This is a genomic window from Ureibacillus sp. FSL E2-3493, from assembly GCF_038077515.1.
GTDB classification, from domain to species: Bacteria; Bacillota; Bacilli; order Bacillales_A; family Planococcaceae; genus Ureibacillus; species Ureibacillus halotolerans.
On record NZ_JBBOPK010000001.1, the window covers coordinates 2,060,632 to 2,086,475 of the forward strand.

25 protein-coding genes are annotated in these 25,844 nt (G+C 35.8%); 4 read left to right on the forward strand and 21 right to left on the reverse strand.

From position 1 onward, the window contains the following. Positions 1–6: 6 nt before the first annotated feature. From MHH69_RS10565 to MHH69_RS10585, 5 genes are all read right to left on the reverse strand, one after another. Positions 7–1,305 carry a DEAD/DEAH box helicase gene (locus MHH69_RS10565; RefSeq protein ID WP_122972549.1) on the reverse strand — a complete coding sequence of 433 codons (1,299 nt, stop codon included), beginning with the start codon at positions 1,303–1,305 and terminating at the stop codon, positions 7–9. 168 nt (positions 1,306–1,473) lie between these two features. Next, entirely contained in the window at positions 1,474–2,442 is a 969-nt protein-coding gene (locus MHH69_RS10570; RefSeq protein WP_122972550.1) for a 4-hydroxy-3-methylbut-2-enyl diphosphate reductase, read from the reverse strand. Positions 2,443–2,534: 92 nt separating this feature from the next. After that, positions 2,535–3,053 carry a VrrA/YqfQ family protein gene (gene vrrA / locus MHH69_RS10575; RefSeq protein ID WP_341362284.1) on the reverse strand — a complete coding sequence of 173 codons (519 nt, stop codon included), beginning with the start codon at positions 3,051–3,053 and terminating at the stop codon, positions 2,535–2,537. Between the two features lie 145 nt (positions 3,054–3,198). Further along, entirely contained in the window at positions 3,199–3,897 is a 699-nt protein-coding gene (locus MHH69_RS10580) for a response regulator (protein WP_122972552.1), read from the reverse strand. Positions 3,898–4,008: 111 nt separating this feature from the next. Beyond that, complete coding sequence (locus MHH69_RS10585) at positions 4,009–5,607, reverse strand: ATP-binding protein (RefSeq protein ID WP_122972553.1); 1,599 nt, start codon at positions 5,605–5,607, stop codon at positions 4,009–4,011. A gap of 91 nt (positions 5,608–5,698) precedes the next feature. Between MHH69_RS10585 and MHH69_RS10590 the strand changes: the two genes are divergently transcribed. Then, positions 5,699–6,760, forward strand: a complete 1,062-nt coding sequence (locus MHH69_RS10590; RefSeq protein ID WP_341362285.1) for a DctP family TRAP transporter solute-binding subunit — start codon at positions 5,699–5,701, stop codon at positions 6,758–6,760. Between the two features lie 283 nt (positions 6,761–7,043). Further along, positions 7,044–8,300: a dicarboxylate/amino acid:cation symporter gene (locus MHH69_RS10595; RefSeq protein WP_122972554.1), complete on the forward strand. Its 1,257-nt coding sequence runs from the start codon at positions 7,044–7,046 to the stop codon at positions 8,298–8,300. A 38-nt stretch (positions 8,301–8,338) separates the two neighbouring features. Here MHH69_RS10595 and MHH69_RS10600 read toward each other — a convergent pair whose 3' ends face one another. The 9 genes from MHH69_RS10600 to MHH69_RS10640 form a co-directional block, all read right to left on the reverse strand. Next, positions 8,339–8,545: a hypothetical protein gene (locus tag MHH69_RS10600; protein WP_341362286.1), complete on the reverse strand. Its 207-nt coding sequence runs from the start codon at positions 8,543–8,545 to the stop codon at positions 8,339–8,341. A 17-nt stretch (positions 8,546–8,562) separates the two neighbouring features. Then, positions 8,563–9,684 (reverse strand): Nif3-like dinuclear metal center hexameric protein, encoded by a 1,122-nt coding sequence (locus MHH69_RS10605; RefSeq protein WP_341362287.1) that lies wholly within the window; start codon positions 9,682–9,684, stop codon positions 8,563–8,565. Then, complete coding sequence (locus MHH69_RS10610; protein WP_122972557.1) at positions 9,671–10,378, reverse strand: tRNA (adenine(22)-N(1))-methyltransferase; 708 nt, start codon at positions 10,376–10,378, stop codon at positions 9,671–9,673. Before MHH69_RS10610 ends, MHH69_RS10605 begins: the two co-directional genes overlap by 14 nt. Before the next feature lie 182 nt (positions 10,379–10,560). Continuing rightward, entirely contained in the window at positions 10,561–10,944 is a 384-nt protein-coding gene (locus tag MHH69_RS10615) for a c-type cytochrome (RefSeq protein WP_122972558.1), read from the reverse strand. A 405-nt stretch (positions 10,945–11,349) separates the two neighbouring features. After that, the gene (locus tag MHH69_RS10620; protein WP_341362288.1) at positions 11,350–11,907 is read right to left on the reverse strand and encodes a hypothetical protein; all 558 of its coding nucleotides are present in this window, start codon (positions 11,905–11,907) and stop codon (positions 11,350–11,352) included. Positions 11,908–12,088: 181 nt separating this feature from the next. Then, the gene (gene rpoD, locus MHH69_RS10625; protein WP_122971335.1) at positions 12,089–13,216 is read right to left on the reverse strand and encodes an RNA polymerase sigma factor RpoD; all 1,128 of its coding nucleotides are present in this window, start codon (positions 13,214–13,216) and stop codon (positions 12,089–12,091) included. Between the two features lie 31 nt (positions 13,217–13,247). Next, entirely contained in the window at positions 13,248–15,071 is a 1,824-nt protein-coding gene (gene dnaG / locus MHH69_RS10630; protein WP_341362289.1) for a DNA primase, read from the reverse strand. 297 nt (positions 15,072–15,368) lie between these two features. Continuing rightward, complete coding sequence (locus tag MHH69_RS10635; RefSeq protein ID WP_122971337.1) at positions 15,369–16,181, reverse strand: pyruvate, water dikinase regulatory protein; 813 nt, start codon at positions 16,179–16,181, stop codon at positions 15,369–15,371. 11 nt (positions 16,182–16,192) lie between these two features. After that, positions 16,193–16,831: a helix-turn-helix transcriptional regulator gene (locus MHH69_RS10640; RefSeq protein WP_122971414.1), complete on the reverse strand. Its 639-nt coding sequence runs from the start codon at positions 16,829–16,831 to the stop codon at positions 16,193–16,195. A gap of 667 nt (positions 16,832–17,498) precedes the next feature. Here MHH69_RS10640 and MHH69_RS10645 point away from each other — a divergent pair. Both MHH69_RS10645 and MHH69_RS10650 read left to right on the forward strand, forming a co-directional pair. After that, positions 17,499–18,887, forward strand: a complete 1,389-nt coding sequence (locus MHH69_RS10645) for a glycine--tRNA ligase (RefSeq protein ID WP_122971338.1) — start codon at positions 17,499–17,501, stop codon at positions 18,885–18,887. Positions 18,888–19,094: 207 nt separating this feature from the next. Beyond that, on the forward strand, positions 19,095–19,568 hold the full coding sequence (locus MHH69_RS10650) for a hypothetical protein (protein ID WP_122971339.1): 474 nt from the start codon (positions 19,095–19,097) through the stop codon (positions 19,566–19,568). Positions 19,569–19,571: 3 nt separating this feature from the next. Here the strand turns inward: MHH69_RS10650 and recO are convergent, their stop codons facing one another. The 7 genes from recO to MHH69_RS10685 form a co-directional block, all read right to left on the reverse strand. Beyond that, entirely contained in the window at positions 19,572–20,354 is a 783-nt protein-coding gene (recO, locus tag MHH69_RS10655) for a DNA repair protein RecO (protein WP_341362290.1), read from the reverse strand. Positions 20,355–20,436: 82 nt separating this feature from the next. After that, positions 20,437–21,354, reverse strand: coding sequence for a GTPase Era (era, locus tag MHH69_RS10660; protein ID WP_122971341.1), 918 nt, complete (start codon positions 21,352–21,354; stop codon positions 20,437–20,439). Next, the gene (locus tag MHH69_RS10665; protein ID WP_174232655.1) at positions 21,335–21,754 is read right to left on the reverse strand and encodes a cytidine deaminase; all 420 of its coding nucleotides are present in this window, start codon (positions 21,752–21,754) and stop codon (positions 21,335–21,337) included. The genes era and MHH69_RS10665 overlap by 20 nt, the downstream gene beginning before the upstream one ends. A gap of 27 nt (positions 21,755–21,781) precedes the next feature. Beyond that, on the reverse strand, positions 21,782–22,132 hold the full coding sequence (locus MHH69_RS10670; RefSeq protein WP_122971342.1) for a diacylglycerol kinase family protein: 351 nt from the start codon (positions 22,130–22,132) through the stop codon (positions 21,782–21,784). Next, on the reverse strand, positions 22,119–22,604 hold the full coding sequence (gene ybeY, locus MHH69_RS10675) for an rRNA maturation RNase YbeY (protein ID WP_341362291.1): 486 nt from the start codon (positions 22,602–22,604) through the stop codon (positions 22,119–22,121). The genes MHH69_RS10670 and ybeY overlap by 14 nt, the downstream gene beginning before the upstream one ends. A 15-nt stretch (positions 22,605–22,619) precedes the next feature. Further along, complete coding sequence (locus MHH69_RS10680; protein WP_341362292.1) at positions 22,620–24,737, reverse strand: HD family phosphohydrolase; 2,118 nt, start codon at positions 24,735–24,737, stop codon at positions 22,620–22,622. 148 nt (positions 24,738–24,885) lie between these two features. Next, positions 24,886–25,842, reverse strand: a complete 957-nt coding sequence (locus MHH69_RS10685; RefSeq protein WP_122971345.1) for a PhoH family protein — start codon at positions 25,840–25,842, stop codon at positions 24,886–24,888. Positions 25,843–25,844: the final 2 nt, after the last annotated feature.

The window sequence follows — 25,844 nt, forward strand, 5'->3', positions numbered from 1 at the left end:
CTCCTATTACTTCATACGATTGCGCTTTTTACGCTCTTTCTTTTTAATTTTTTCCATTTCCCAACGCATATTTCGTTTATATCCTGGTTTTACTTTTTTCGGTTTACGAACACGAGCTTTTGCTATAACGTCTATTTCATTTTCATGCTTCACACGATTTTTTCGAGCATGGCGTTCTTTTAGTTCGATCCATTCCCCATTTTTCACATCTTTTTGAACGAATGGGATACCCATTTTTTCAACTCGTACTAATGCATCTTCATCTTCTGGTTCAAATAACGTAATAGCAGTTCCTTTATTTCCTGCACGCGCTGTTCGACCAACTCGATGAATAAAGAATTCAAGATCTTCAGGAATTTCGTAGTTGATGACATGGGAGATTCCTTGGATATCAATACCCCGCGCTGCTAAATCAGTCGCAACTATATATTGAAATTCTAAATCACGAATTTGTTTCATCATTTTTTTACGGTCCCGTGGACTTAAATCTCCATGAATTTGACCAGCACGGATCCCTTGTTCTGCTAAATAGCTAGCAACAGATTCTGCATTTTTTCTCGTATTACAAAAAATCACAGCTAAAAACGGATTAATTGCTTCAATTACTTCCATCAATCGGCGATTTTTCGATTTCGAGCGAACGGGAACGAGGATAAAATCAATTCCTTCTGCTGCCGGTTTTTTATCATTCATTTGGATATGGACTGGCGACTCCATATATTTCTTCAAGAAAGGTTGTAATTTTGCGGGAATTGTCGCAGAAAATACAAACATTTCTAGATCTTCCGGCATATGGGTTGCAAATCCATCAATATCTTCAATGAATCCCATATCAAAGGCAAGGTCAGCTTCATCCACTACTAATATTGGAGCAGTATGAACTAGTAGTGCACCTTCCTTCACTAAATCACGAATTCGACCTGGTGTACCGACAACAATATGAGGCTGTGTTTTTAACTTATCAATTGTCCGTTGTTTATCTGTACCACCAATAATTAGTTTTGCTTGAATATCCGTTTCTTCAATTAACTGATTCAATGCATCAAAAATTTGTTGGGCAAGCTCCCTCGTTGGAGAAGTGATAACCGCTTGCACCTCTTGTTTTTCTTCATTAATGCGTTGGACAATCGGTAATAGAAAACTGTGGGTTTTACCTGTTCCCGTATGGGCTTGTCCAATTGCACTTTTCCCTTTCAAAATAAGAGGTATCATCTCTTTTTGAATAGGAGTTGGTTCTTCAAAGCCAAGTTTTGCAATTGCTTCTCTTAAAAATGGCTTAAAATCATAATCTGAGTACTTCGACATTTTTCGTACCTCCTAACATGTTTCATATTGTACCATTTTGGAAATGCAAAGCACAACAAAACAACTGTTCATCCCAATAATATCAAGGCTTTTTGAATATTTAATATATTCATAGGGCAGGAAAATAAAAAAATCAGGATATTCATCCTGATTTTTTAAAGTTCATTATTAATAAGGCATTATTTTATCAACTGGTTTTGGTTCTTTGATTTTTGGTAAAATTTTATTTAACGTAACGGTTCTTTTAATTTCATGGGTTGAAGGATCTTCTGGATTATATTTCTCCAAGAAGGTGATCACTTCTTTTACAATCGGTGTTGGTGTTGATGCACCAGCAGTAACTGCCACTGTTTCAATCCCCTCTAACCACTCTAACTTCAATTCTGATAAATCAGCAATTCGATAGGAAGGTGTATTGGCAATTTCTTCAGAAACTTGCGTTAAACGGTTCGAGTTATTGGATTTCGGATCCCCTACTACGATTAATAAATCTGCAGCACCTGCTTGCTCTGCTACCGCTTCTTGACGAACTTGTGTAGCAAGACAAATTTCTTCATGTACTTGTATGTGGGGATATTTTTGTTTTAAATAATCCATAGCCGCTTTCACGTCCCATTGACTCATTGTCGTTTGGTTCGTTACAAGCAATTTATCGTTATCTAATTGTAAATTATCTATATCTTCCATCGTTTGCACTAAATGTACATGGTCTGGAGCAACTCCAATTGCCCCTTCTGGTTCGGGATGCCCTTTTTTACCAATGTAAATAATATCATAACCTTCTGCTGATTTTTCACGAATTAAATCGTGGGTCACTGTTACGTCCGGACAAGTCGCATCAATGGAAACTAATCCTTTTCTTCTAGCAATCTCACGAATTTCTGGAGAAACACCATGGGCCGTAAAGATGACGGTACCCGTTTCAACTTTTTCGATAATTTCTTTTCGATTTTCCCCATCTAATGTAATAATACCTTCTTCTTTAAATGCATCTGTCACATGTTTATTGTGTACGATCATTCCTAATATATAAATTGGTCTAGGTAATGTTTTATCTAATGAGGCATTACGGGCAATAACCATCGCATCTACAACCCCGTAACAGTAACCTCTTGGATTTATTTTAATGACTTGCATTATGTCACTCCTTTTGTTGGTACATAGTTTTATTATACCGGAGCAACACGTTTAATACAAAACTTCCAACTAATCTTTTCTATTTTTAAGTATTAAAAATCATATGGCGGTTGATAAATAAGAGGTTTCGATGGACGGGTTGCAAGTTTTTCTGGACTTACTTTTTTGGATCGGCTTGACGTTGAAATAGAATCAAAGGAATCTCTTTTACTACCTTTTCTTTCTTGCTTTGGCTCTGTCTCATTTGAACTAGGCATACTTTGGAAACCTTTATATAATTTCCATAGGGCAGGTAAATTTCTAATCATCGGTGTAGCTTGTTGGATTAATGGTTGGAAAGATTGGGCAGTAGCTAAGAATTTATTTGCTGTATCCATAAACGACTCTAATTTCGGTGTTGACGTTTTTGGTGCAAAACCTGGAATAGTTCCAGAGCCAAGTCCGGGGCCAGGCATAGGTCCAGGTGGTGGCATCATTCCCGGTTGGAATCCACGGGGCATTTGCTGACCAAAGTTTGGCATTGGCCCACGTCCAGGACCAGGCATAGGTCCAGGGAAATGATTAAAGGGACGATCTTGTGGCACTTGTTGATAGAAACTTTGAGGACGCATAGTAATCTCCTTTCCGGCATCTTTTAACGAAAGTTGTTCTAAAGGTATCATATGCAAATAGGCTTTTAAATGTACAATTTCAATAGATTTATCAAAAAGAAAAGTGTATTCGCAATAAATGCAAAATACACTTCAAAACATAATATTAAATAAAATAATGATTAATCGGTCTTCCTACTCCACCGTAATGAACATCCACTTTAATAAAGTTTTGTTTTTCCAGAAAATCTAAATATCTTCTAGCAGTTACACGGGCTACCCCAATGCCCGAAGCTACCTCATCCGCTGATACCCCTTCTTTGGAATCCTTCACATATTTTAATACTTTATCAAGGGTAGAACGGTTAAACCCCTTCGGAAGCTCAGTTAAAATAGAAATTTCATTTTCAACGGACTCCTCGATTTCACGATAAGGATGAATCATTTCATCCAGTTCTTTTTGGGTTAAATCGTGTACTTCTTCCGCTTTCACCTTAAATTTAAAGTAATTTAGTAGCGTTTGTTGCATTCGTTCAAATGTAAAAGGCTTCATAATATAATCATAGACGCCTAAATGTAAAATTTGTTGAATCGTTTGCATATCATTGGCTGCTGTTACTGTTATTACATCAACAGGTATGTTAGCGCTCCGAATTTTGCGCAAAGTGATAAGCCCATCTTGTTCAGGCATAAAAATATCCATAATTACTAAATCGGGTCTTAATTCTTCTATTTTTTTATATCCTTCAATTCCATTGTTGCCCATTGCAACCACTTTAAAACCATCTACTCGCTCAATAAATTGTCGATTTACTTCTCTTACCATTGGGTCATCTTCTACGAGCAAAACTTTTATCAAGTTCAAACATGGTCCCTCCTAAATTAGTGCCCATTTTCATTTTTTTTACGTCTACTAGGTGCTCCCCATTTCAAGTTTGAATTGAAACTTAAGGATTAAGCTGCTACGTCTTCACATTTATATTTCAAATGTAATAACGAAAGTTGTTCCTTTTTTTGGTTCACTCGTAACATCAATTGTACCATTTCCTTTATCGACAATTTCCTTCACTAAAAATAAACCAATTCCTCTATTTTCCCTATCCTTTGTTGAAAATCCACTTTCAAATATGCGAGCCTTTACTTCTTCTGTCATACCAATACCATTATCGCTTACTAAGATCGCAAGTATGCCATCATTGTCATCAATAGAAATATGAATCTCTTTCTCTTTTTTATCAATAGCTACTAATGAATCAAAGGCATTTTCAATTAAATTCCCAAATAATACGACAAAATCATGATGATCTAGTTTCTCTGGAAATTGGGTAAACTTACTTTCCTTATCAATATTAACCGTGATACCAAGTTCTCTACCACGACTTATTTTACTTAATAATAAACCAGAAATATTTTCATTGTAGATTCGTTCGTTTAAAAATTTCGTAACATTGTCGTGTTCATCCTTCACTTGGGACAAATAAGCTAACGCTTGTTGAGAGTGCCCTAGATGTAGAAGTCCAGCAATTGTATGTAATTTGTTTTTATACTCATGGGTTTGGACACGTAATGCTTGTACAAAGGCTTTAACACCTGTTAGTTCTTCCGCAAGCTGTTTAAAAGCTGTTAAATCTTTAAACACTGCGACAGCTCCAACCGTTTCTTCATTAACGAGAATAGGGATTCGATTACTAATAATACTATGTTCATTCACATAGATTTCCTGGTCATAAACCGGTTTTCCTGTAAAAACGATTTCAGGCAATCTCGTGTCAGGTAAAACGTCATATATATTGCGTCCTAAATATTGGAATGGATCTCCACCAACCCCTAATATTTCACAAGCCTTCTTATTAAAGATCGTAATATTTAACTCTTTATCCACAGCGATAATTCCTTCGTGCATGGCATTGAATGTTTCCGTTCTTTCCACATACATTTTAGAAATTTCATGGGGCTCTAATCCGAACATTTGCTTCTTAATATGGCGACCAAGAGTATGGGCCCCCCATACACTAAACAAGATTGATAATGATAACGTTACAATAAATTCTGACTGATAATCAGCAACTATTTGAAGATAGGATGGTAGTAAGTAACCGACTAATACGACTCCAATTTGAATATTTAGTTCATTCATAATTGGGACAAAGGCACGAATCATCGTACCTTCCTCCCCCTTCGCCTTTGATAAATAGTAATGCTCAGCAAAGGCTGCATCCATATCGGTCGATTCACTAACTTGTCCTATTTCATTTTTTGATGGATGGGAATACTTTACTCGATTCATATCCATAACGACGATGTAATCTGCTTTGTTGATATAACGTATTTCACCGATAATTTCATTGATTTTTTTTGATGAATCTTGAAAATTTTCCCTTTGTAATAATGTTTTAATCTCTGGTAAATTCGCTACCGTTCTACTAACAAGCATAGCTTCTTGACCAATGTCTTCTTCTTTTTCTTGAAATAAGCTTCCGATAACGAAAGTCCCTGCTATTAAAAAGGAAAAGGCTATAATGAAAAACGTTAAAAACATAATTTTTTTATTCATTGATAATTTACGTTTTCTCATCAAATACCCCCCTTTAATTTTCACTGTCCTATTGGCATTCTTTATGTTTATAATGATTTATATTTATTCTACAATAATCGTGGTGAAGATAATGAAATACTTTCTAACTGGATCTTTAATTACCATCATTATATTAATCGTACTATTTGGGTATCGTCAAAATATTTTTTCTCCAACAGCATTACCTTATGATGATGAACAAGAAGGTTTAAAGGATCAAATAACGATTCATTTTAGCCATGTTGTGGCGGAAAATACGCCAAAGGGAATAGCAGCAGAAAAATTTGCCCAACTTGTTGAGGAAAAAAGTGATGGTCGTCTCGTTGTACAAGTCTATCCGAACAGCATGTTGTACAGTGATGATAATGAACTAAAGGCCCTGCTGGATAATGAAGTTCAAATGATTGCTCCAACTATTTCGAAAATGACGGATATGTTACCAAACTGGCAAGTTCTTGATTTACCCTTCCTTATTGAGAATAATGAGCAATTAAAGGAGGTTTTAAACGGTAACGTCAGTCAATCCCTTCTAAAAGAGCTTGATACAGTTCATATTAAAGGATTAACATTTTGGAGCAATGGTTTTAAACAAATCGCTTCGACAACACCGATAGTAGAAGTAGGACAGTTTGAAGGAAAAAAGATTCGTATGATGCCTAGTAACATTTTAAGAAAGCAATTTACTCTTCTTGAAGCAGAACCGGTTGCTACTTCTTTTGGCAATGTTTATCGTGACTTGCAAAATCATGTAGTTGATGCTCAAGAAAATACGATTTCCAATATTTACTCAAAACAATTTCATACAATGGAGAATCATATTACCCTTTCCAATCATGGTATTTTAGCTTATGCCGTCCTAATGAATGAACAATTTTGGAATGGATTAGATGAGGAATATCAACAAATTATTTTAGACTCCCTCGAGGAAATGCAAGATTGGCAGTTTGAACAAGCACAAAAATTTAATGAGCAAAATTTACAAGATCTTCAATCTGATCCAAACGTTATCATATACGAATTGGATGAAACAAACAAAAATCAATGGAAAGAACAACTCCAACCGATATATAAACATTATGAAAATACAATTAATGATCACTACTTAGATGATTTATTAGATGAAATGAATCGTTCCATACCATCATTCCATTGAACAAAATGAACAAAATGTCACTACCTTTTACAAAAAGGTAGTTTTTTTTTATATACTCCACCTTTGTACTATAACAAAAAAGAAGCCTCTTCAATCAGTATTATAACAGTAAATTCGTTGATTTATAGAGGTTTTGTGATAGAATTCACAATAAATTGAACGAAATGAACGATATAACCATTAAAAACTAAACCGCTTTTTCAGAAAACTATCAGTTATGATAGTTTCAATGAAAGCGATAACATTTTATTTACAGTAAGTTTACAAGGAGGAAAGAAAAGAAATGAAATTACTTAAAAACTTAACGTTTCAAGTAATCGTTGCGATTATTTTAGGTATTATTGTTGGAGCAATTTGGCCAGAGTTTGGTGCTGGTTTAAAAATATTAGCGGATTTATTTATTAAATTAATTAAAATGTTAATAGCTCCAATTATTTTCTTAACAGTTGTCATCGGTATCGGTGGCATGGGAGATATGAAAAAGGTTGGTAAAATCGGAGGTAAAGCATTAATTTACTTCGAAATCGTTTCAACAATCGCCCTAGCAATTGGTATTGGGGTTGCATTATTAGTAAACGCTGGGGATGGACTAGATACGTCTGAAGCAAATAGTGCAGATATTTCAAAATATACGACTGCTGCTGAAGAAACAGAACATGGAATTGGTGCCTTCATTTCTAGTATTATTCCAGAAAACTTTGTAGGAGCCCTTGCGAACGGTGAATTATTACCAACACTGTTTGCCGCTGTATTATTCGGTATGGCTGCTGCGGCATTAGGTGAAAAATCAAGACCGGTTATTCAAATTTTCGAGCAAGTGTCTGAAATCTTCTTTAAAATTGTTGGTATGGTAATGAAGTTCTCTCCTATTGGTGCTTTCGGTGCGATGGCATACACAATTGGGAACTTCGGTTTAGAATCTTTAGGTAACTTAGGTTTATTGATGGCTGCTGTTTATATTACAATGGCGCTGTTCCTAATCGTCATTCTAGGTTCCATTGCAAAATTTTATGGGTTTAATATTTTTAAATTCATTGCTTATATTAAAGATGAAATTTTCTTAGTTGTTGGTACGTCATCATCAGAATCCGCTTTACCTTCTATGATGCGTAAATTAGAAAACTTTGGTTGTTCAAAACAAGTTGTTGGTTTAGTAGTTCCTACTGGTTATTCATTTAATCTAGATGGTACAGCGATCTACTTATCAATGGCTGCCCTATTCATCGCCCAAGCTTATAATGTTGAATTAACATGGATTCAAGTATTAACTCTTCTTGGTATTTTGATGATTACATCTAAGGGAGCTGCAGGAGTAACTGGATCTGGATTCATTACATTAGCAGCAACATTAGCAGCATTCCCAATGATTCCGGTCGAAGGGATTGCCCTATTAATCGGTGTAGACCGCTTTATGTCAGAAGCTCGTGCCGTAACAAACTTAATTGGTAACGGTGTCGCAACAGTTGTTGTGTCAAAATCGGAAAAAGAGTTTGATGAAAAAGTAAATGCTCAAATCACTCAATCAAAAGTACATGCTTAATAAAAGAACGTAACTTCTCAACTGAGAAGTTACGTTCTTTATTTTTTACATTCGAATTCATAGGAAGTTGTTACGAGAAACCCATGTTTTGTAACAATCGCTTCTCCACCATCGTTTTCACAGCTTTTCACAAGTTGATTTATTTGTTTCTCTGAAACGAAGGAAAAAAAGATGGAAAAAGCAACTCCGATAACAACCATTAGTCCTCCGATCATTAACCAAACTTTTCCGTTATTCCCCACCACTCATTACACTTCCTTGTTTAAATAAAAATAAAAGGTTCGGTATCGATTTCAGATTGGATAAATTCCACCGATAATTTGGAGCTCGAACATAATTGAACCATTTTATCGGCCACTCCTTTCATCATAACCTTTTCAACGTGATGTCCTGGGTCAATAATGTTTAACCCTAGATTTTGAGCGTCTTGGGCAATATGGAATTTCACATCACCAGTTACAAATACATCGGCACCGGACCGTTTAGCTGCATGAATATACGTATTACCGTCACCACCTAGAACCGCTACCTTTGAAACCAATGTCTCCGTTTGACCAACTAGTCTTACCATTGGAACATCTAATTGGGTTTTAACAAATTGAGCGAACTGTTTCAAAGTCATCGGTTCTTTTAAAGTTCCAACCCGGCCAATCCCCATTTCCTTCGTTTCCACCGCCAATGTATATACGTCATAAGCAGGTTCCTCATAGGGATGGGCGTTAAGTAACGCTTTTAAAACTTTGTTTTTTATAGATTGGGGGAAAACTACTTCAATTTTTTCTTCATCAGTCGTTTCCATCTCACCAATTTCTCCGATAAATGGATCTGCCCCTTCTAACGCTCTAAAACGGCCTTGACCGTTCGTTGAGAAACTACAAGAGTCATAGTTCCCAATATGGCCTGCACCAGCTTTAGCTAAAGCGAAACGTACTTTTTCAGCGTACTCATCTGGAACAAATACAGCTAGCTTCATTAAATTCTCATGATAAGTCTTTTCTAAAATTTGTTTATTCTCTAGTTGTAATGCATCTGCTAATAAATCATTTACTCCACCCGTTGCCACATCTAAATTCGTATGGGCTGCATAAACAGCAATATCATTTTTAATCAGTTTTTCATACAGTTTACCAGCTGGAGTATCTGTTCTTAAATTGGCTAACTTACGGAAGATGGGAGGATGATGGGCAATGATTAATTGGCATCCTTTTTGAATCGCTTCATCTGCAACTTCATCATTCACATCTAACGTTACTAATACTTTTGTCACTTCTTTATTCAAAGTTCCGATAGCAAGTCCAATTGGGTCGTTTTCCATACAGGCTAATTTTTTTGGCGACCAGCTTTCAAAAAGTTGGATAATTTCATGACCATTAGCGATTTTCATTTGGTAAAGCCCCCTTCACTAGTTCGATTAAATGTAAAAGTTCTTTACGTTTTGCAACAATATCTGACGTCTCTTCTGCTTGTTCAATAGAAGATAAAACACGTCTCCAATTTTGAATTTCCTTCGTCCATTTTTCTACAAACACGTCCGATTTATTGGCCATTAGATGTTTTCCTAACAATATTTCCTGTTCTGATAACTCCATATCGCCCCGTTGAAGAACAAGAATTTCATAAATTTTTTCGTCTTCTTTTAATATAACTTCATCTAAAATCGCCCAACCATTTGCTAAAGCCCACTCTCTAATTACTTTTGCATGAATGTTCGGTTGTAAAATAAGTCTTGTTACAGTTTGTAAAAGTTCTGGTTTTTTTTCTAGAATGGAAACGATAAGAGGCCCTCCCATACCAGCGATTGTAACCGTATTTACCCCATCAGTTTCTTTTATCGCTTCTAGCCCATCAGCAAGGCGAACCGTAATAGACTCTTCAAGTCCTTCCAATTTCACCTGTTTTACGGCAGATTCAAAGGGTCCTTTCACCACTTCTCCTGCAATGGCTTTATTCACAATACCTTTATGGATTAAATAACATGGTAAATAAGCATGATCACTGCCTATGTCTGCAACAATCGCTCCCGTTGGTACAAAGGAAGCAACTGCCTCTAATCGTTTTGATAATTTTTGTGCGTTCATATAGTAACCGCCTTTTTCTAATTTCTATGTCATATTATATAAAAAAAATAAAATATTTGTCCTAAAATGATGCTGGAATAGAAATTCAGTTATGTAATGCGAGGAAAATCAATAACCTATGAAGTTAAAAGGGCTGTCTTATAAGTAAATACTTAATAAGACAGCCTCTCGTCGTTTAATTATTATTCTAATGAAGAAATGTACTCAGCGATTGCTTCCGCTTCAGCACCAGTTTTTAAACCTGGAGTCATTGGTGTACCTTCAATACCGTTAGCTAATACATCTTTAATATGTTCAGCATCTAAACCAGCAATTTTAGGTCCCATACCACCAGTTAAGTCACCACCGTGACAACCGATACATGTAGAAACTAGTTCTTCACCGTTTGCTCCTTCTGCAGTTGCTCCGCCCTCTTCAGCAGCTCCACCTTCTTCAGTAGTAGCTTCTTCTTCGTGACCTTCAGCAATCTCTTCTTTATTTCCAGCACCTTCTAATGACATGAAGAAGATAAGTCCGATACCGAATGCCATAATAAGAATATAAGGAATAATTGGATTGTTTTTCATAGGTTACCCTCCTTTTTTAATTCATTTTTCTACATCTATTAATATAGAATCTAGTCAACATTAATTATTGTACTTCATTATTTGAAAAACGAAAAGACCTAAACACCAACTTTTACAAGGATTGACACAAAATCGACAATAATAAGTTAATGTTGGAAAAATTAATTTGTAATAACTTATTTTGCATTTTAAAAGGGCAATCCTACTTTCTAAAAGTATCCTTTAAATATCTTTCCACTTCATTGTCTTTCATATACCCATATCCAAACATGAATTTAGATTGAGTTGTTTGAAACTATTTTTGAAATGAACATCATATTTCCGATATTCTTAATATCATCATCATATTACCCATCTTTTTAAGCTATTTAAACCCTTCTACGGTTATACCGCCACAAAATCTTTTTAAATAAAGAATTGATATCCTAAAACAATCACAAGTCCAATTCCGCCAGACAAAGTAAAATAAAGTAATTTTAATTTCAATCCAGTAAATAACCAAATAAGACAATTGGCGATAAGTAAACCATATAAAACAAATGAACGATCGGGGAAATATTCAATTGATACTTTGACAGATAAGCCAAATATTAGTAAAGCTGCCCCAATCGGTAATAATGGTGCGAACGTTACTTCCTTTTTAGAGAATAGGAAAGCACTTATTAAAAGGATAATCGCAATGATTGCAACGAATATTGAAACGAGCCCAACCCACTTAGTAACAGTAAATAACGCTACAAATAAGGCTAAACTAATTAGGATGATACTTATAGAAAAAATCCATTTACGTTTGTTTTCAGTCGCTATGATAGACTTTTTATGACTGATTTCTTCAATAAGTTCGTCTCCATTCCCTTCCGAATAAAGGGTCATTAAAAAATCACAGTAGTGGTCCGGTAGTAATCGATTTTGTTTCCAATATAGTATTTCATTTAAAACAATTTTCTTTTTTGGATTTGGCATATGCTTTTTCTCCATTTTTTTCTTTTTATGTATGACTATAGTTTATCTCATTTTCAAGTCGTTAGCATTAATAAAAATATCTTTTCCTATAAACAAAAAAAGACACCCTTTTCTTAAATGCCAACGAATAGATACGAAATGTAACTATTCGTGGCAATTTCGAAAGGATGCCTAATTAAAACTATTCTAGGAAATCTTTTAATCGTTTACTTCTAGATGGATGGCGTAATTTTCTTAACGCCTTTGCTTCGATTTGACGAATTCTTTCTCGTGTTACACCAAATACTTTCCCTACTTCTTCAAGGGTACGTGTACGTCCATCATCTAAACCGAAACGAAGACGTAAAACATTTTCTTCACGATCAGTTAATGTATCTAAAACATCTTCTAGTTGCTCTTTTAACAACTCGTAAGCTGCGTGATCAGATGGTGATTGCGCTTCATGGTCCTCGATGAAATCACCTAAATGGGAATCGTCTTCTTCCCCGATTGGTGTTTCTAAAGAAACCGGTTCTTGAGCAATTTTTAAAATTTCACGAACTTTCTCAGGGGTTAAATCCATTTCTTCACCAATTTCTTCCGGTGATGGTTCACGACCTAAGTCTTGTAATAATTGTCTTTGAACTCGGATTAATTTATTAATCGTTTCAACCATATGAACTGGAATACGAATTGTTCGCGCTTGGTCCGCAATTGCACGAGTAATTGCTTGTCGAATCCACCAAGTTGCATACGTAGAAAATTTGAACCCTTTACGGTAGTCGAATTTTTCGACTGCCTTGATTAGCCCCATATTTCCTTCTTGGATTAAATCAAGGAATAACATTCCTCGACCAACATAACGTTTAGCAATGGAAACAACTAGACGAAGGTTTGCTTCAGCAAGACGTTTACGAGCATCCTCATCTCCTTGTTCAATACGCTCTGCAAGTTCTATTTCTTCTTCAGCTGTCAGTAAATCAACTCGACCGATTTCTTTCAAATACATACGAACTGGATCGTTAATTTTCACACCAGGAGGAACACTTAAGTCATTTAAATCAAATGCTTCTTCGCTCTCTTCTTGTTTCGCTAAAACTTCATCTTCAAATTCTTCTTTACCTTCAACTTGAATACCATGACTTTTCTCGATATCTTCTGCAAAATGGAAAATTTCTTCGTTTTCCAAATCAAATGGGGCAAGCTTATTCGAAATTTCTTTCATGGAAATTTCGTTATCTTTTTTCGCTATTTGCTGAAGTAATGCTTTTACCTCTTCAACAGATTGCTCATTAATTACCTCTTTTGATTGTTCTGACTTGTCCGCCATAAACCTTCCTCCTTCTAACAACCGAATCGGGTTAAATCGCCGATAATGATTTCTTCAATTGTATGATTGTCTGGGCTAGTTCAAGTGCACGTTTATGTTCGTGCATCTTTTCCGCTTCCAGAGAATCATGAATTAATTTTTTTATTTCAACTTCAATTCGATGTTTTTTTAACTGCTTCAAACAGTCATTAATTTCTGCTTCCGACTGTTCTGGATCATGTTCTACAAGTGCAGCTTCCATCACAATTTTTCTCAACTCAGAGTCATCGAGAATTTCTAAAAATCTTTGATAATCAGCTGATCCATGTTCCTCATAAAAACCAATTAAACGGACGAACACCGCTGCGTATTCATCCCGGGCAAAAGGTTGAGGATCATCACTTTTTAAAACTTTATCTATCACATCAATATTCATAAGCATATGCGACAATAATAATCGTTCTGCCCGTTCTGTTGCAGATAAAGATTTTTTTTGTTGAAGTTCGATTTGTTTCGTTTGAATATTTCCTTGTTCTGCCCGTTTAAAAGTTTTTGCATTATTCGCTTCTAATTTTCTAAATTGAGCATAAATAGCTTCCTCAGAAATATTTGTTTCACTTGCAATCTGTTTTATATAAAGGTCTCTTTCAATAGGAGAAGAGCGCCCGACGAGTTGCTCAAGCACTTCCTGGATGTATTGCAACACATCATTTTCAAATTGAAAGTTTTTATTTCTTCTCGCATGCATCATCATAAAAGCAATGTATGCATGAGGTTTATCTAAAATTTGCTGTACAAAATTTTCAGGTCCATATTTTCGAATATATTCGTCTGGATCTAATTTATCTGGTAGTACTGCAATTTCTACTTTCAATCGTTCGGAATGTAACATTTCAGAAGCACGTTTGGCTGCTTCCCAACCTGCATTATCACCGTCATAACAAATTATTATTTGCTCACTTAAGCGTTTCAACTTTGTGATGTGCTGTGTGGTTAAGGAAGTTCCCATTGTAGCGACTGCATTGTATACTCCAGCTTGATTGGCAGCAAGGACATCCATAAAACCTTCCATTAAAATAACTTGACGTTTTTTTCGGATAGTTGTTCTTGCCTTGTCCAAATTAAAAAGCACTTGACTTTTATGGAAAATTGGTGATTCAGGACTGTTTAAATATTTCGCCTCATCCACTGAATCGATAATACGACCTGAAAATGCGATTACCTTTCCATTTTCATCACGTATTGGAAACATGATTCGTCCTCTAAAGCGGTCAAAGTAAGTATGGTCACTTTCCTTCTGGATGATGAGTCCACACTCGGCCATTTCTTCTAAAGAAAAGCCTTTTCTTTTTAACAAAACTGAAAGAGTATCCCATGTTGGTAAAGACCAACCTATACCATTCGTTTCGATAAGCTCCTTTGTAAATCCTCTTTTCAAAAGATAATTTAACGCTTGCTCCCCTTCTTCCGTATTCATCAACAAATGATGATAAAAATCGGCAGCAAATTCATGGGCCTCAATCATTTTTTCTTCTTTTTTTGAATAAGATTGGCTTTCTTTTGACATACTATTGCTTTGGATATCTAATTGAATACCAAGTCGATTTCCTAACTTAACGAGGGCATCTGGGAAGGAAATATTTTCAATATCCATAACAAAAGTAATTGCATTACCGCCAGCACCACATCCAAAACAATGAAATATTTGTTTATCTTGAGACACTGAAAACGAAGGTGTATTTTCACCATGAAATGGGCATAATCCGAACCAGTTACGTCCTCTTTTCGTTAACTGCATGTACTCACTTATAACGTCAACTATATCGGACTGGGAACGAATTTGTTCGATCATCTCTTCAGGAATTTTCCCGGTCATTTTATCACCAACTTCAGATGCTAAGTAACACAATTCGAGATAAATTTAAAAAATCCTCTATTTTACGACAAAAATAGTTTATTTTCAAAATAAATCTCGGTTTAAAAATATTTTTACCACAATTTTTTCATTATAAAACAAATAGATGAAAATTTCCACTTTTTTTATAAAAAAACGAAAATATTCATCCTTCGATTGCAGACAAATCAGAAAGATAATACTTTAACTAATATGTATACTACAATCGCGCAAAAAAACCTCCTCCAAAATAGAAGAGGTGGCTAAAAATTTGTATAATTATTTATTTTGTTCGATTCTGTCGATAATATCATTTGCTGTTTCTTCAACAGCTTTATTCGTTACATCAATTACTGAACATCCAATACGTTCTACAACATTATAAAAATGTTCAATTTCTTGCTCGATGCGTGATTGTTTTGCATAAATGGCATCATCATTCAGTCCTAAAGCAATTAAACGCTCTTTTCGTATGACATTTAACTTTTCCGGAGAGATAACTAACCCGAAACATTTTTTCGGATCCACTAAAAATAATTCTTCAGGTGGATTCACTTCCGGTACAAGGGGAACATTCGCCACTTTATATCGTTTATGGGCTAAATATTGAGAAAGTGGTGTTTTTGATGTTCTAGAAACACCGACTAAAACAACATCTGCAAGCAACAATCCTCGGGGATCGCGGCCATCATCGTATTTAACTGCAAACTCAACCGCTTCAATTTTTTTGAAGTAATCATCATCTAATTTATGAACTAATCCAGGTTCCTCAAGGGGCTGTTCCCCGATTTGTTGTTCAAATAAATGAATCATAGGACCAATTAAATCAATACATTCCACTTGTTCATGATGACAAAGATTTATCATAAACTGTCTCATCTTTTCTTCTACAAGTGTAAATACAATAATTGCATTTTGTTCTTTGGCAATTTCAACAATTTTTTCAATATGATCGTTATCTTCTATATGGGGAAACTTTCGAATGAGAGTATTGTCAAAGTTTGGACGGAATTGAGTAATGGCCGCCTTTACAACTTGTTCCCCAGTTTCACCAACGGAATCAGAAACAACGAATACTTTTAATAGTTTCAAAATAGCACTCCTTATAAATCATGGGTTTCTGCTAAAGAGATGAAGGCTTTTGTAATATTTGTCTTCGTTAGTCTTCCGACAATTTCTAAACCTTTATCCGTTTCGTTCACAACAGGAAGTGAGTCAACTTGTCTTTCAATTAACTTTTTTGCAGCCACGATTAATGAATCTGATTTTTTACAATAAGCAATATTCGGCATCCTAGTCATAATAATATGAACTGGAATTTTTGTTAACTCTTGAGTACCAAGACTAGTTCTTAACAAATCTTTTCTTGATAATACACCTTGTAAAAATGAATGTTCATCTACAACAAAAAGTGTACCAACATCCTCTAAAAACAATTGAACAATCGCATCATATACAGTCATGTTTTCCGATACAACAACGGGTAAAGATTGAAAGTCTTTTACCTTTAAATTCATCATCGATTCTGATGCTGTTGTAATCGTCTTCTTACCTGAATAAAAATAACCAACACGTGGTCTAGCATCTAAAAATCCAGCCATAGTTAAAATCGCTAAATCTGGTCGTAGAGTAGCCCGGGTCAAATTTAAACGTTCTGCAATTTGCTCACCTGTGATTGGGCCATTCTCTTTAACGATTTGCAGAATCGTGTCTTGACGTTTATTGAGTTCGATTGGACTCACCCGCTTCAAATAGTGTTATACTTTTACTTAAATATTATATACTATAATGACGAATATTTGTTAAGAAAAATACAAGATGCTACAATATTGACACAGTTCTAGTTCGTAGCATAGAATATCATATAGAACTTTATATTAGGCAATGACAGGACAATAAGTATCTTTTCAAAAAAAGCGAGTAGGAGTTTGGTGAAAGCCTGCGCGAAAAGAGAAACGGCACCCTTGAGCCAAACTAGTTAAAAGAGGATTGTTCAATTTTGTAAAAGCGAATGACGACGTTTACGAGCGCTTTACTCCAACCATTGAGGTTGAAAAGAAAGCGTTTGTCAGACTAGGAATGAGGAGCCAATCAACCGCAGTGAACAAAATGGTTCATGAGGATTGCATTGGTGACGAATGACGACGTATGCGAGCGCTTTACTCCAACCATTGAGGTTGAAAAGAAAGCGTTTGTCAGACTAGGAATGAGGAGCCAATCAACCGCAGTGAACAAAATGGTTCATGAGGATTGCATTGGTGACGAATGACGACGTATGCGAGCGCTTTACTTCAACCGGACAATCAAGCGGGGTGGAACCGCGGGTGTACTATACATATGCACTCGTCCCCGGGCAAAAAGCCCGGAGACGGGTGCTTTTATATTTTCATCAATTAGGAGGAATTACTCATGGCTCAAAAATCTATGGAAACAATCGTAAACTTAGCAAAACATCGTGGTTTCGTTTTCCCAGGATCAGAAATTTACGGTGGTCTTGCAAACACTTGGGATTACGGTCCACTCGGTGTTGAATTGAAAAACAACGTAAAAAAAGCTTGGTGGCAAAAATTCGTGCAGGAATCAGAATATAATGTAGGTCTTGACGCTGCAATTTTAATGAATCCTCGTACTTGGGTTGCTTCTGGCCACGTTGGCAACTTCAATGACCCAATGATTGATTGCAAATCATGTAAAGCTCGCCACCGCGCAGACAAATTAATCGAAGAAGCGTCTCTTGAAAAAACTGGCAAAGAGATTATTGTGGACGGTATGAGCTTTGATCAAATGAAAGCAAAAATGGATGAACTTGCTGTTACTTGCCCTGAATGTGGTGCAAATGATTTTACTGAAATTCGCCAATTCAATTTAATGTTTAAAACATTCCAAGGTGTTACAGAAAGTTCTACGAATGAAATTTTCCTACGCCCTGAAACAGCACAAGGGATTTTCGTCAACTTCAAAAACGTACAACGTTCAATGCGTAAACGTACTCCGTTCGGTATTGCGCAAATCGGTAAATCTTTCCGTAATGAAATTACACCTGGTAACTTTACTTTCCGTACACGTGAATTTGAACAAATGGAACTTGAATTCTTCTGTAAGCCCGGTGAGGATTTAGAGTGGCAACAATATTGGAAAGAGTTCTGTAAAAATTGGTTATTAAATTTAAGTATGAAGGAAGAAAGCATACGTCTTCGCGACCATGAAGAAGATGAGTTATCCCACTATTCCAATGCAACAACGGATATCGAATTCCGCTTCCCATTCGGCTGGGGTGAACTATGGGGTATTGCCGACCGTACAGATTATGATTTAAAACAGCATATGGAACATTCCGGTGAAGACTTTACTTACATTGATCCAATTACAAATGAACGTTACGTTCCATATTGTATCGAACCATCTTTAGGTGCTGACCGTGTAACATTAGCCTTCTTATGTGATGCTTATGATGAAGAAGAATTAGAAGGTGGCGATTCTCGTACAGTATTACGCTTCCACCCAGCTTTAGCACCATTTAAAGCAGCAGTATTACCTTTATCAAAAAAATTAGCAGACGAAGCTGGAGAAGTTTGGTCCGAGTTACGTAAAGCATTCCCTGTTGATTATGATGAATCCCAATCAATCGGTAAACGTTACCGCCGACAAGATGAAATCGGAACACCATTCTGTATTACTTATGACTTCGATTCAAAAGAAGACGGCCAAGTAACGGTTCGCCATCGTGATAGCATGGAACAAATCCGAATGCCAATAGCAGAAGTTAAAGCATATATCGAAAAACATTTAGAATTTTAAAAACGATGAGCTTATTTCGCTAATTTAGCGAGATAAGCTCTTTTTTTTCTATATACTATAATTTTTTCTATATAACCCAATAAATGTATAAAAACACATATTCCACCCAATAATGGATATGTGTTTTTACTTTTGTTCATTTTATTTTTTCAATCTTTCATTTGTAAGAATATTTCGATTATAATGATAGGAAAAGAGGTGGGATTGATGTTATTTCAAACTTTATTTAAAAAACAAAAACCAATCAATATTGAAAAAAATGCCAGCGAAAAACTATTAGTCATTGTTAACGAATTATTAAATAAAGAATTGCCTGAGCATCAATCACATCACCATATTTTATTTACAGCAAACGTAAAGCTAGATACGTTAAAGAATGTCTTAAATCAACATCGAAGCCGATGTCAATTGGAACATAAAGTTGGACAATATCATATGGAAATGTATGATCAAATACGAAAACAAATCAGTGATTTGCAAAGTTTAGTGGACTGTTATACAGAACTTCATATTGATATGACCCATATGAATCATCGTTTACTCTTTTATTACGATAAAATTAACTATTTATACGAAAATTATTTACATCTACGAGATGGAACATTTTTGAGCGAAGCCAATCCATCATTTTGGAAAGCTATTAAGGAAGATACATTAGAAGTCGTTCGAAATATTTTATAACGATTATTCTGTCGTTTCCTCATTATGTTTATTTCTACTCAGTAATGAGGTTCTTTCTAATTGCTCAATAAACGACCTGGATTTTAACCGAATTCCCGTTTGTTCCTCGTATATAGTTGAAACAATTTTTTTAATAAACTGTTTTGTCCCCTTTTTTAAATCTAGTTTGCCAATTTGATCAATAGGTACCGAATAAAACATTCGGATTAATTTTAACTGGGTTGGCGTTAATCGAATGATGTAAGGGTCGAGATGGAAGCAACGATGACATAAATAGCCTCCTTGGGCAAAGGAAAAGGCAAATTCCCCTTCAATTGCTCCACACGATGCACAGGCATGTAACATCGGTTGAACACCTGTATAAGGTAGAAGCTTCCAATCAACAAATAAAGCGATAGCCTCAGGATCATACTCCTCCTCTATGGCATGAAGAGCTTGTTGTAACACTTCAAAGGCAAAAGGTTCCGGACTTCCCTCTTCGACAATTCGATCGAGAAGCTCAACAATATAGCTAGCATAGGCTGTTGCAACAATATCCGTTTGGATATGGCGCATGGAGGCTAAATGTTCCCCTTGTTGTAACGTTCCCATTCCCGAACCTCTTTGTACAACATATACCCCATGCATAAAAGTTTGAGTAATCCCAGCTAAACGACTCGTTGGTTTTTTTGCTCCTCTAGCCATCACCGTCACTTTACCTACTTCCCTCGTCATAATTGTTACGATTTTATTGGATTCTCCATAGGATCTCGATTTTAAAACAATGCCTTCCCATTTATTTAGCATTGCGGCACTTCCTTCTACGTTTTTCTATTTCTATTATACATAAAAAGAACGCCTACATAATTGTAAGCATTCTTTTCGGTAATTAATATTCATCTTCGCGATAACCAAAATCACGTAAGTGGGTTGATTTATTTCGCCAATCCTTTTGTACTTTTACCCAGAGCTCTAAATATACTTTTGAGCCTAAAAGCATTTCAATATCTTTACGGGCAAGGGTTCCAACCTCTTTTAATAAGGCGCCCCGTTTACCGATAACAATTCCTTTTTGCGAATCCCGTTCAACCATAATCGTCGCTTGAACGCGAATCATATGTTCGTTTTCTTCATCCCGCTTAATTTTGTCGATCACAACAGCGATAGAATGGGGAATTTCTTCCCTTGTTAAATGAAGAACTTTTTCCCGTATGAGCTCGGAAATAATAAATCGTTCTGGATGATCTGTCACTTGATCTGCAGGATAGTACTGAGGACCATCCGGTAAATAGTTCTCAATCGTTACTAATAAATTATCTACATTATTACCTTGTAATGCCGAGATTGGTATGATTTCAGCGAATGGAAATTTCCCTTTATACGTTTCAATAATATTCACCAATTCATCAGGATGAATTTGGTCTATTTTATTAACGACTAAAAATACAGGGGTTTTTGTTCCCTCTAGTAACTCAAGAATAAATTCATCGCCTTTTCCTAAACCTTGTTCAGCATTCACCATAAACATAATGAGATCTACTTCACGCAAAGTATTTTTTGATACCTTGATCATGAATTCCCCTAATTTATGTTTCGGCTTATGGATACCTGGTGTATCGATAAATATCATTTGAGACTGGTCTCGGGTTAGTACACCTTGAATTTTATTTCTAGTTGTTTGAGGCTTATCTGACATAATGGCGATTTTTTGGCCAATTACGCGATTTAAAAAAGTGGATTTCCCTACATTAGGTCGACCGATGATCGAAATAAATCCTGATTTGTAACTATTGTTGTTTTCCTGCATGTTCTAAATCCTCCGGTGTAAAGGCGCCTGGTAAAAGCTCGCCCACTGTCGTTTGTTGTATATCCCCTTTTAAATTCGTTAAATAAACAGGCATATCTGGTGCACAAAACTCAGAAATGACTTGTCTACACGCTCCACATGGGGAACATGGTCCCTCTGTATCGCCTACAACGGCAAGCGCTTTAAAATTTTTCACACCTTCAGAAACCGCTTTGAAAATCGCTGTACGTTCAGCACAGTTCGCTAAACCATAACTCGAATTTTCAATGTTACAGCCTTGATATACTGTTCCATCTTCCGCTAATAGGGCAGCACCTACTTGAAATTTTGAATAAGGTACATACGCTTTCTCTCTTGCTAATTTTGATTGCTCTATTAATTGATTCATATTCACTGTCATATTCCCCAACTCCTTAATATTTCTTTCTTAAAACCATTTTGGTAGAAAAATGAGTAATCCGATTATAACACTTGCCACCGCAAAAACAAGTACTGCCCCTGCGGCTACATCCTTCGCCTGTTTTGCTAAAGGATGATATTCGGGAGAAGCTAAATTCACGACGGCCTCAATTGCTGTATTTATCATTTCTGAACCGATGACCAGTGCTATCGTAATAATTAAAACAAGCCACTCTGTTATCGATATCCCCGTTAACACTCCAGCTATAACGACTATTACTGCACTAAATAAATGAATACGCATATTTTGTTCTTTTAACGATGTGCATATGCCAACTAAAGCATATCCAAAGGATTTAATGAGCTTAAGAACGTCCATTAAAATCACGGCCTAAGCCAAAAGAAGATAAAATGTCATCTTGTTTCCCAAACATTACTTTCTCATCCTCTTCTGTCATATGATCGTAGCCTAAAAGGTGTAAAAATCCATGAACTGCTAAAAATCCAAGTTCCCGTTCAAAGGAGTGACCGTATTCCTCAGCTTGTTCTTTCGTTCTATCTGTCGAAATAATGATGTCCCCTAAAATACGAGGGATCCCTTCTCCTTGAATCGCTACCTCGCCTTCACCTAACTCTTCGAGGGCAAAGGAAATAACGTCAGTAGGTTGATCTTTATCACGGTATTCCCGGTTAATTTCATGAATCGCTTCATTTGTAACAAAGGTAACAGAAACTTCACTGCCATCTTCAATATTTAAAGTATTTGCAGCATGTTGAAGTAATTTTTCAACTAGTTCAATATGCTCCTCCTGCACTTCATTTGTTTCATCTAAAAAATCAATATTAAGCATGGAATCCTCCTAAAATTATCCTTCTTTTGGGTATTCAATCCGAGAATGGAATATCCCATTTAACGTTTCACATAATACTTCTTCAATTTTCTTTAATTCTTTAAGAGAGACATCACATTCATCAAATTGATGTTCTTGTACACGACTTTGAATAATGGAATGGACAAGTTGCTGTACTTTTTCCAAGCTAGGCTGTTTCATCGAACGGACCGCAGCCTCTACGCTATCTGCAATATTAATAACTGCTGCTTCTTTTGTTTGCGGTTTTGGACCAGGATAACTAAATGCTTCTTCATCCACTTCTTTCCCTTCATCCTTCGCTTTATGTAAGAAGAATTTCAAGGTACTTGTCCCATGGTGCTGTAGAGCAATATCTACAATTTCTTTCGGCATTTTATGCTTTTTCAATAAAGCGGCTCCATCCGTCGTATGGGAAATGATAATTTCCGCACTTCTTTCGGGTGGCAATGAATCATGGGGATTAATGCCAGACATTTGATTTTCAATGAAAAATGCCGGTCTTCTCGTCTTCCCAATATCATGATAGTAACATGCAACACGAGCTAATAATCCGTCGGCTCCGATTGCTTCACAGGCAGCCTCTGCAAGATTGGCAACCATTACACTATGATGGTATGTTCCTGGCGTTTCTGTTAACAATTTTTTCAACAACGGATGATTTGGATTTGATAATTCGATTAATCTCATTGTCGACAATAAACCTAAAGCTGATTCAAAGAAAGGCAATAATCCCATCGTCAACGCACCAGATAAAACCGCAGATGTAATACCTGCTATTGCATAAAATAATAATTCTACCAGCTCATAATCTGATTGGGACATTAACAAATAAAAGGCAATAAATAAAAAGTTAATAACCAAAACGATTCCGCAAGCTTTTAATAAATGGGATCTCTTCTCCATGCTCCTCATAAAGAATACACTTGATAATCCACCAAAAATAATATACAGTGCTATATCCATTTGTAAAACTGCTGCGTACCCTTCGTGGAACAATATTCCGGCAGAAGCTGCTGTTAATACGGTTACTAATATCGCCGCCCTTTCATTTGCTAACAACCTTACAAGCATTGTAGCAAGGGCTGTTGGATATAAAAAGGCAATCGTCATATCAAATTGGTCTGATAACAAACTAAGCAACTTCATTAATATAATTGAAATCGAATAAACAATAGCCGTTACAAATAAAGCTTTCCTTCTTTTTTCTAAATCCGTTTTCGAACGGTCAAAAAGGATATACATAAAAGCCATTTGCAAAACAATAAAGATGAAAAGGCCTAGAACCGGTTTTGTTGATGTATGGCTATTCAATAAACCTAAAAGTTCCAATTGACGATAAACTTCCCGATCAATCAATTCCCCTTCTTGAACAATGATTTGTCCTTGTAAAATTCTTGTTGGCTCAACTTCTTCACGGGCTTGTAAAATTAGCTCTTCTGTTCGCTCCTCATCCAATACTTCTGTTTCGACAATTGCCGCTCGTCCAATTACCGCAAGTACGCTGAATAAATTTTCATCCAATGTATCATTTTGACGAATTCTTGATTCAATTTCATTCCGTACTTGAGCTACATCATCTGTACGAATCGGCTCTTTCAATGTTGTTTCAACTAAATTAACAAGAAATGTTTTCGCAGTTGCAATACTCGCATCATTTGCTGTTAAAAGCGATTGTAATTGACTGTCGGTAAAATTAAGTTGGGATTGACTATCTGTAATATCCTTTAATTTATCTTGAAGTTGTTGAACTTGATTTTCTATCGGCACTTCTTCTTTACTAGCACTTATGTCTTTTCGTACATCCAAAAGAATGTCAAAAATAGAAGTGACTAAAGAAGAACGATTATGTGCCGTTTCATCATTAAATACGTAAACAGGTTCTACAGCGTTTTCGGCATTATCTCTTTCCTGCTCCGTTTTTACTGTATCTTCTACCGTTTTGACTGCACGTATTGTCTCTGGTGCAAGTTGAAAAGCTTGGATATCATATGTAGTACCTCGAATATTACCGAGCATTAAAAAGAATTGTAGAATACCAGTGACAATTAAAACAACGATTAATAAAGTCCGAAAACTTATTATATTCAGCAATTTATTAAAGTGCTTTTCCACCTGCGCACCTCCAAAGGTCTTTCTCTATGTATAGTTTACCAATTTATGAATATAATTTCATGAAAAGTTACTAGAAATAAAAAATGTGCACGATTTATCGTACACATTTTTAGAGCTATACAATAATCCGGTATTAAACTTATCTTTATTATAACTCCTGATCTGTGTAAGCTTGGATAATTTTCGCCACAAGCGGATGACGGACTACGTCTCCAGCCTCTAACGTTTTAAACTGTATATCCTTTAAAAATTTTAATGAACGTTCTGCAATGATTAAACCTGACTCCGTATTTTTTGGTAAATCAATTTGTGTTTTATCTCCGGTAATAACCATTTTAGAACCAAATCCAAGTCTTGTTAAAAACATTTTCATTTGCATATGGGTTGTATTTTGCGCCTCATCTAATATAACAAAGGCGTCATCTAAAGTACGACCACGCATATAAGCTAAAGGTGCAATTTCAATTGTTCCCCGTTCAATTAAACGTTGGGTTTGTTCTTGACCATATATGTCATGTAGTGCATCATACAATGGTCGAAGATAAGGATCAACCTTTTCCTTTAAATCCCCTGGTAAAAACCCTAATGATTCTCCGGCTTCTACTGCAGGTCTTGTTAAAATAATGCGTTTAACATGACCGTTTTTTAAGCTTTGCGTTGCCATAACAACGGCTAAATAGGTTTTCCCAGTACCAGCAGGACCAATACCAAACACGAGGTCATGATGACGAATCGCTTTTATGTACTCGCGTTGACCGATTGTTTTTGCTCGGATAGGTTTCCCTTTAAAGTTTCTCGCTATTTCCTCTTCATATAATTCAGCAAAATATTCAATTGTCCCTTTATTCACCATTTCGATTGCAGTAGCCACATCCCGCAAATCAATATTAACCCCTTTTCGAATTACTCTTAATAGGGCAATTAATAAATCCTTTACTTGCTGTTTCGGAAGTTCTTCCCCGGCAATTTGAATTACTTCACCACGAGTAATAATGCGTACTTGAAATGTTTCTTCAATGAGCTTAATATTTGCATCGGACATTCCTAGTAACATTACTGCTTCATTTGGATTTTCTACTTGCAATTCTGATAATTGTTCTGACATAA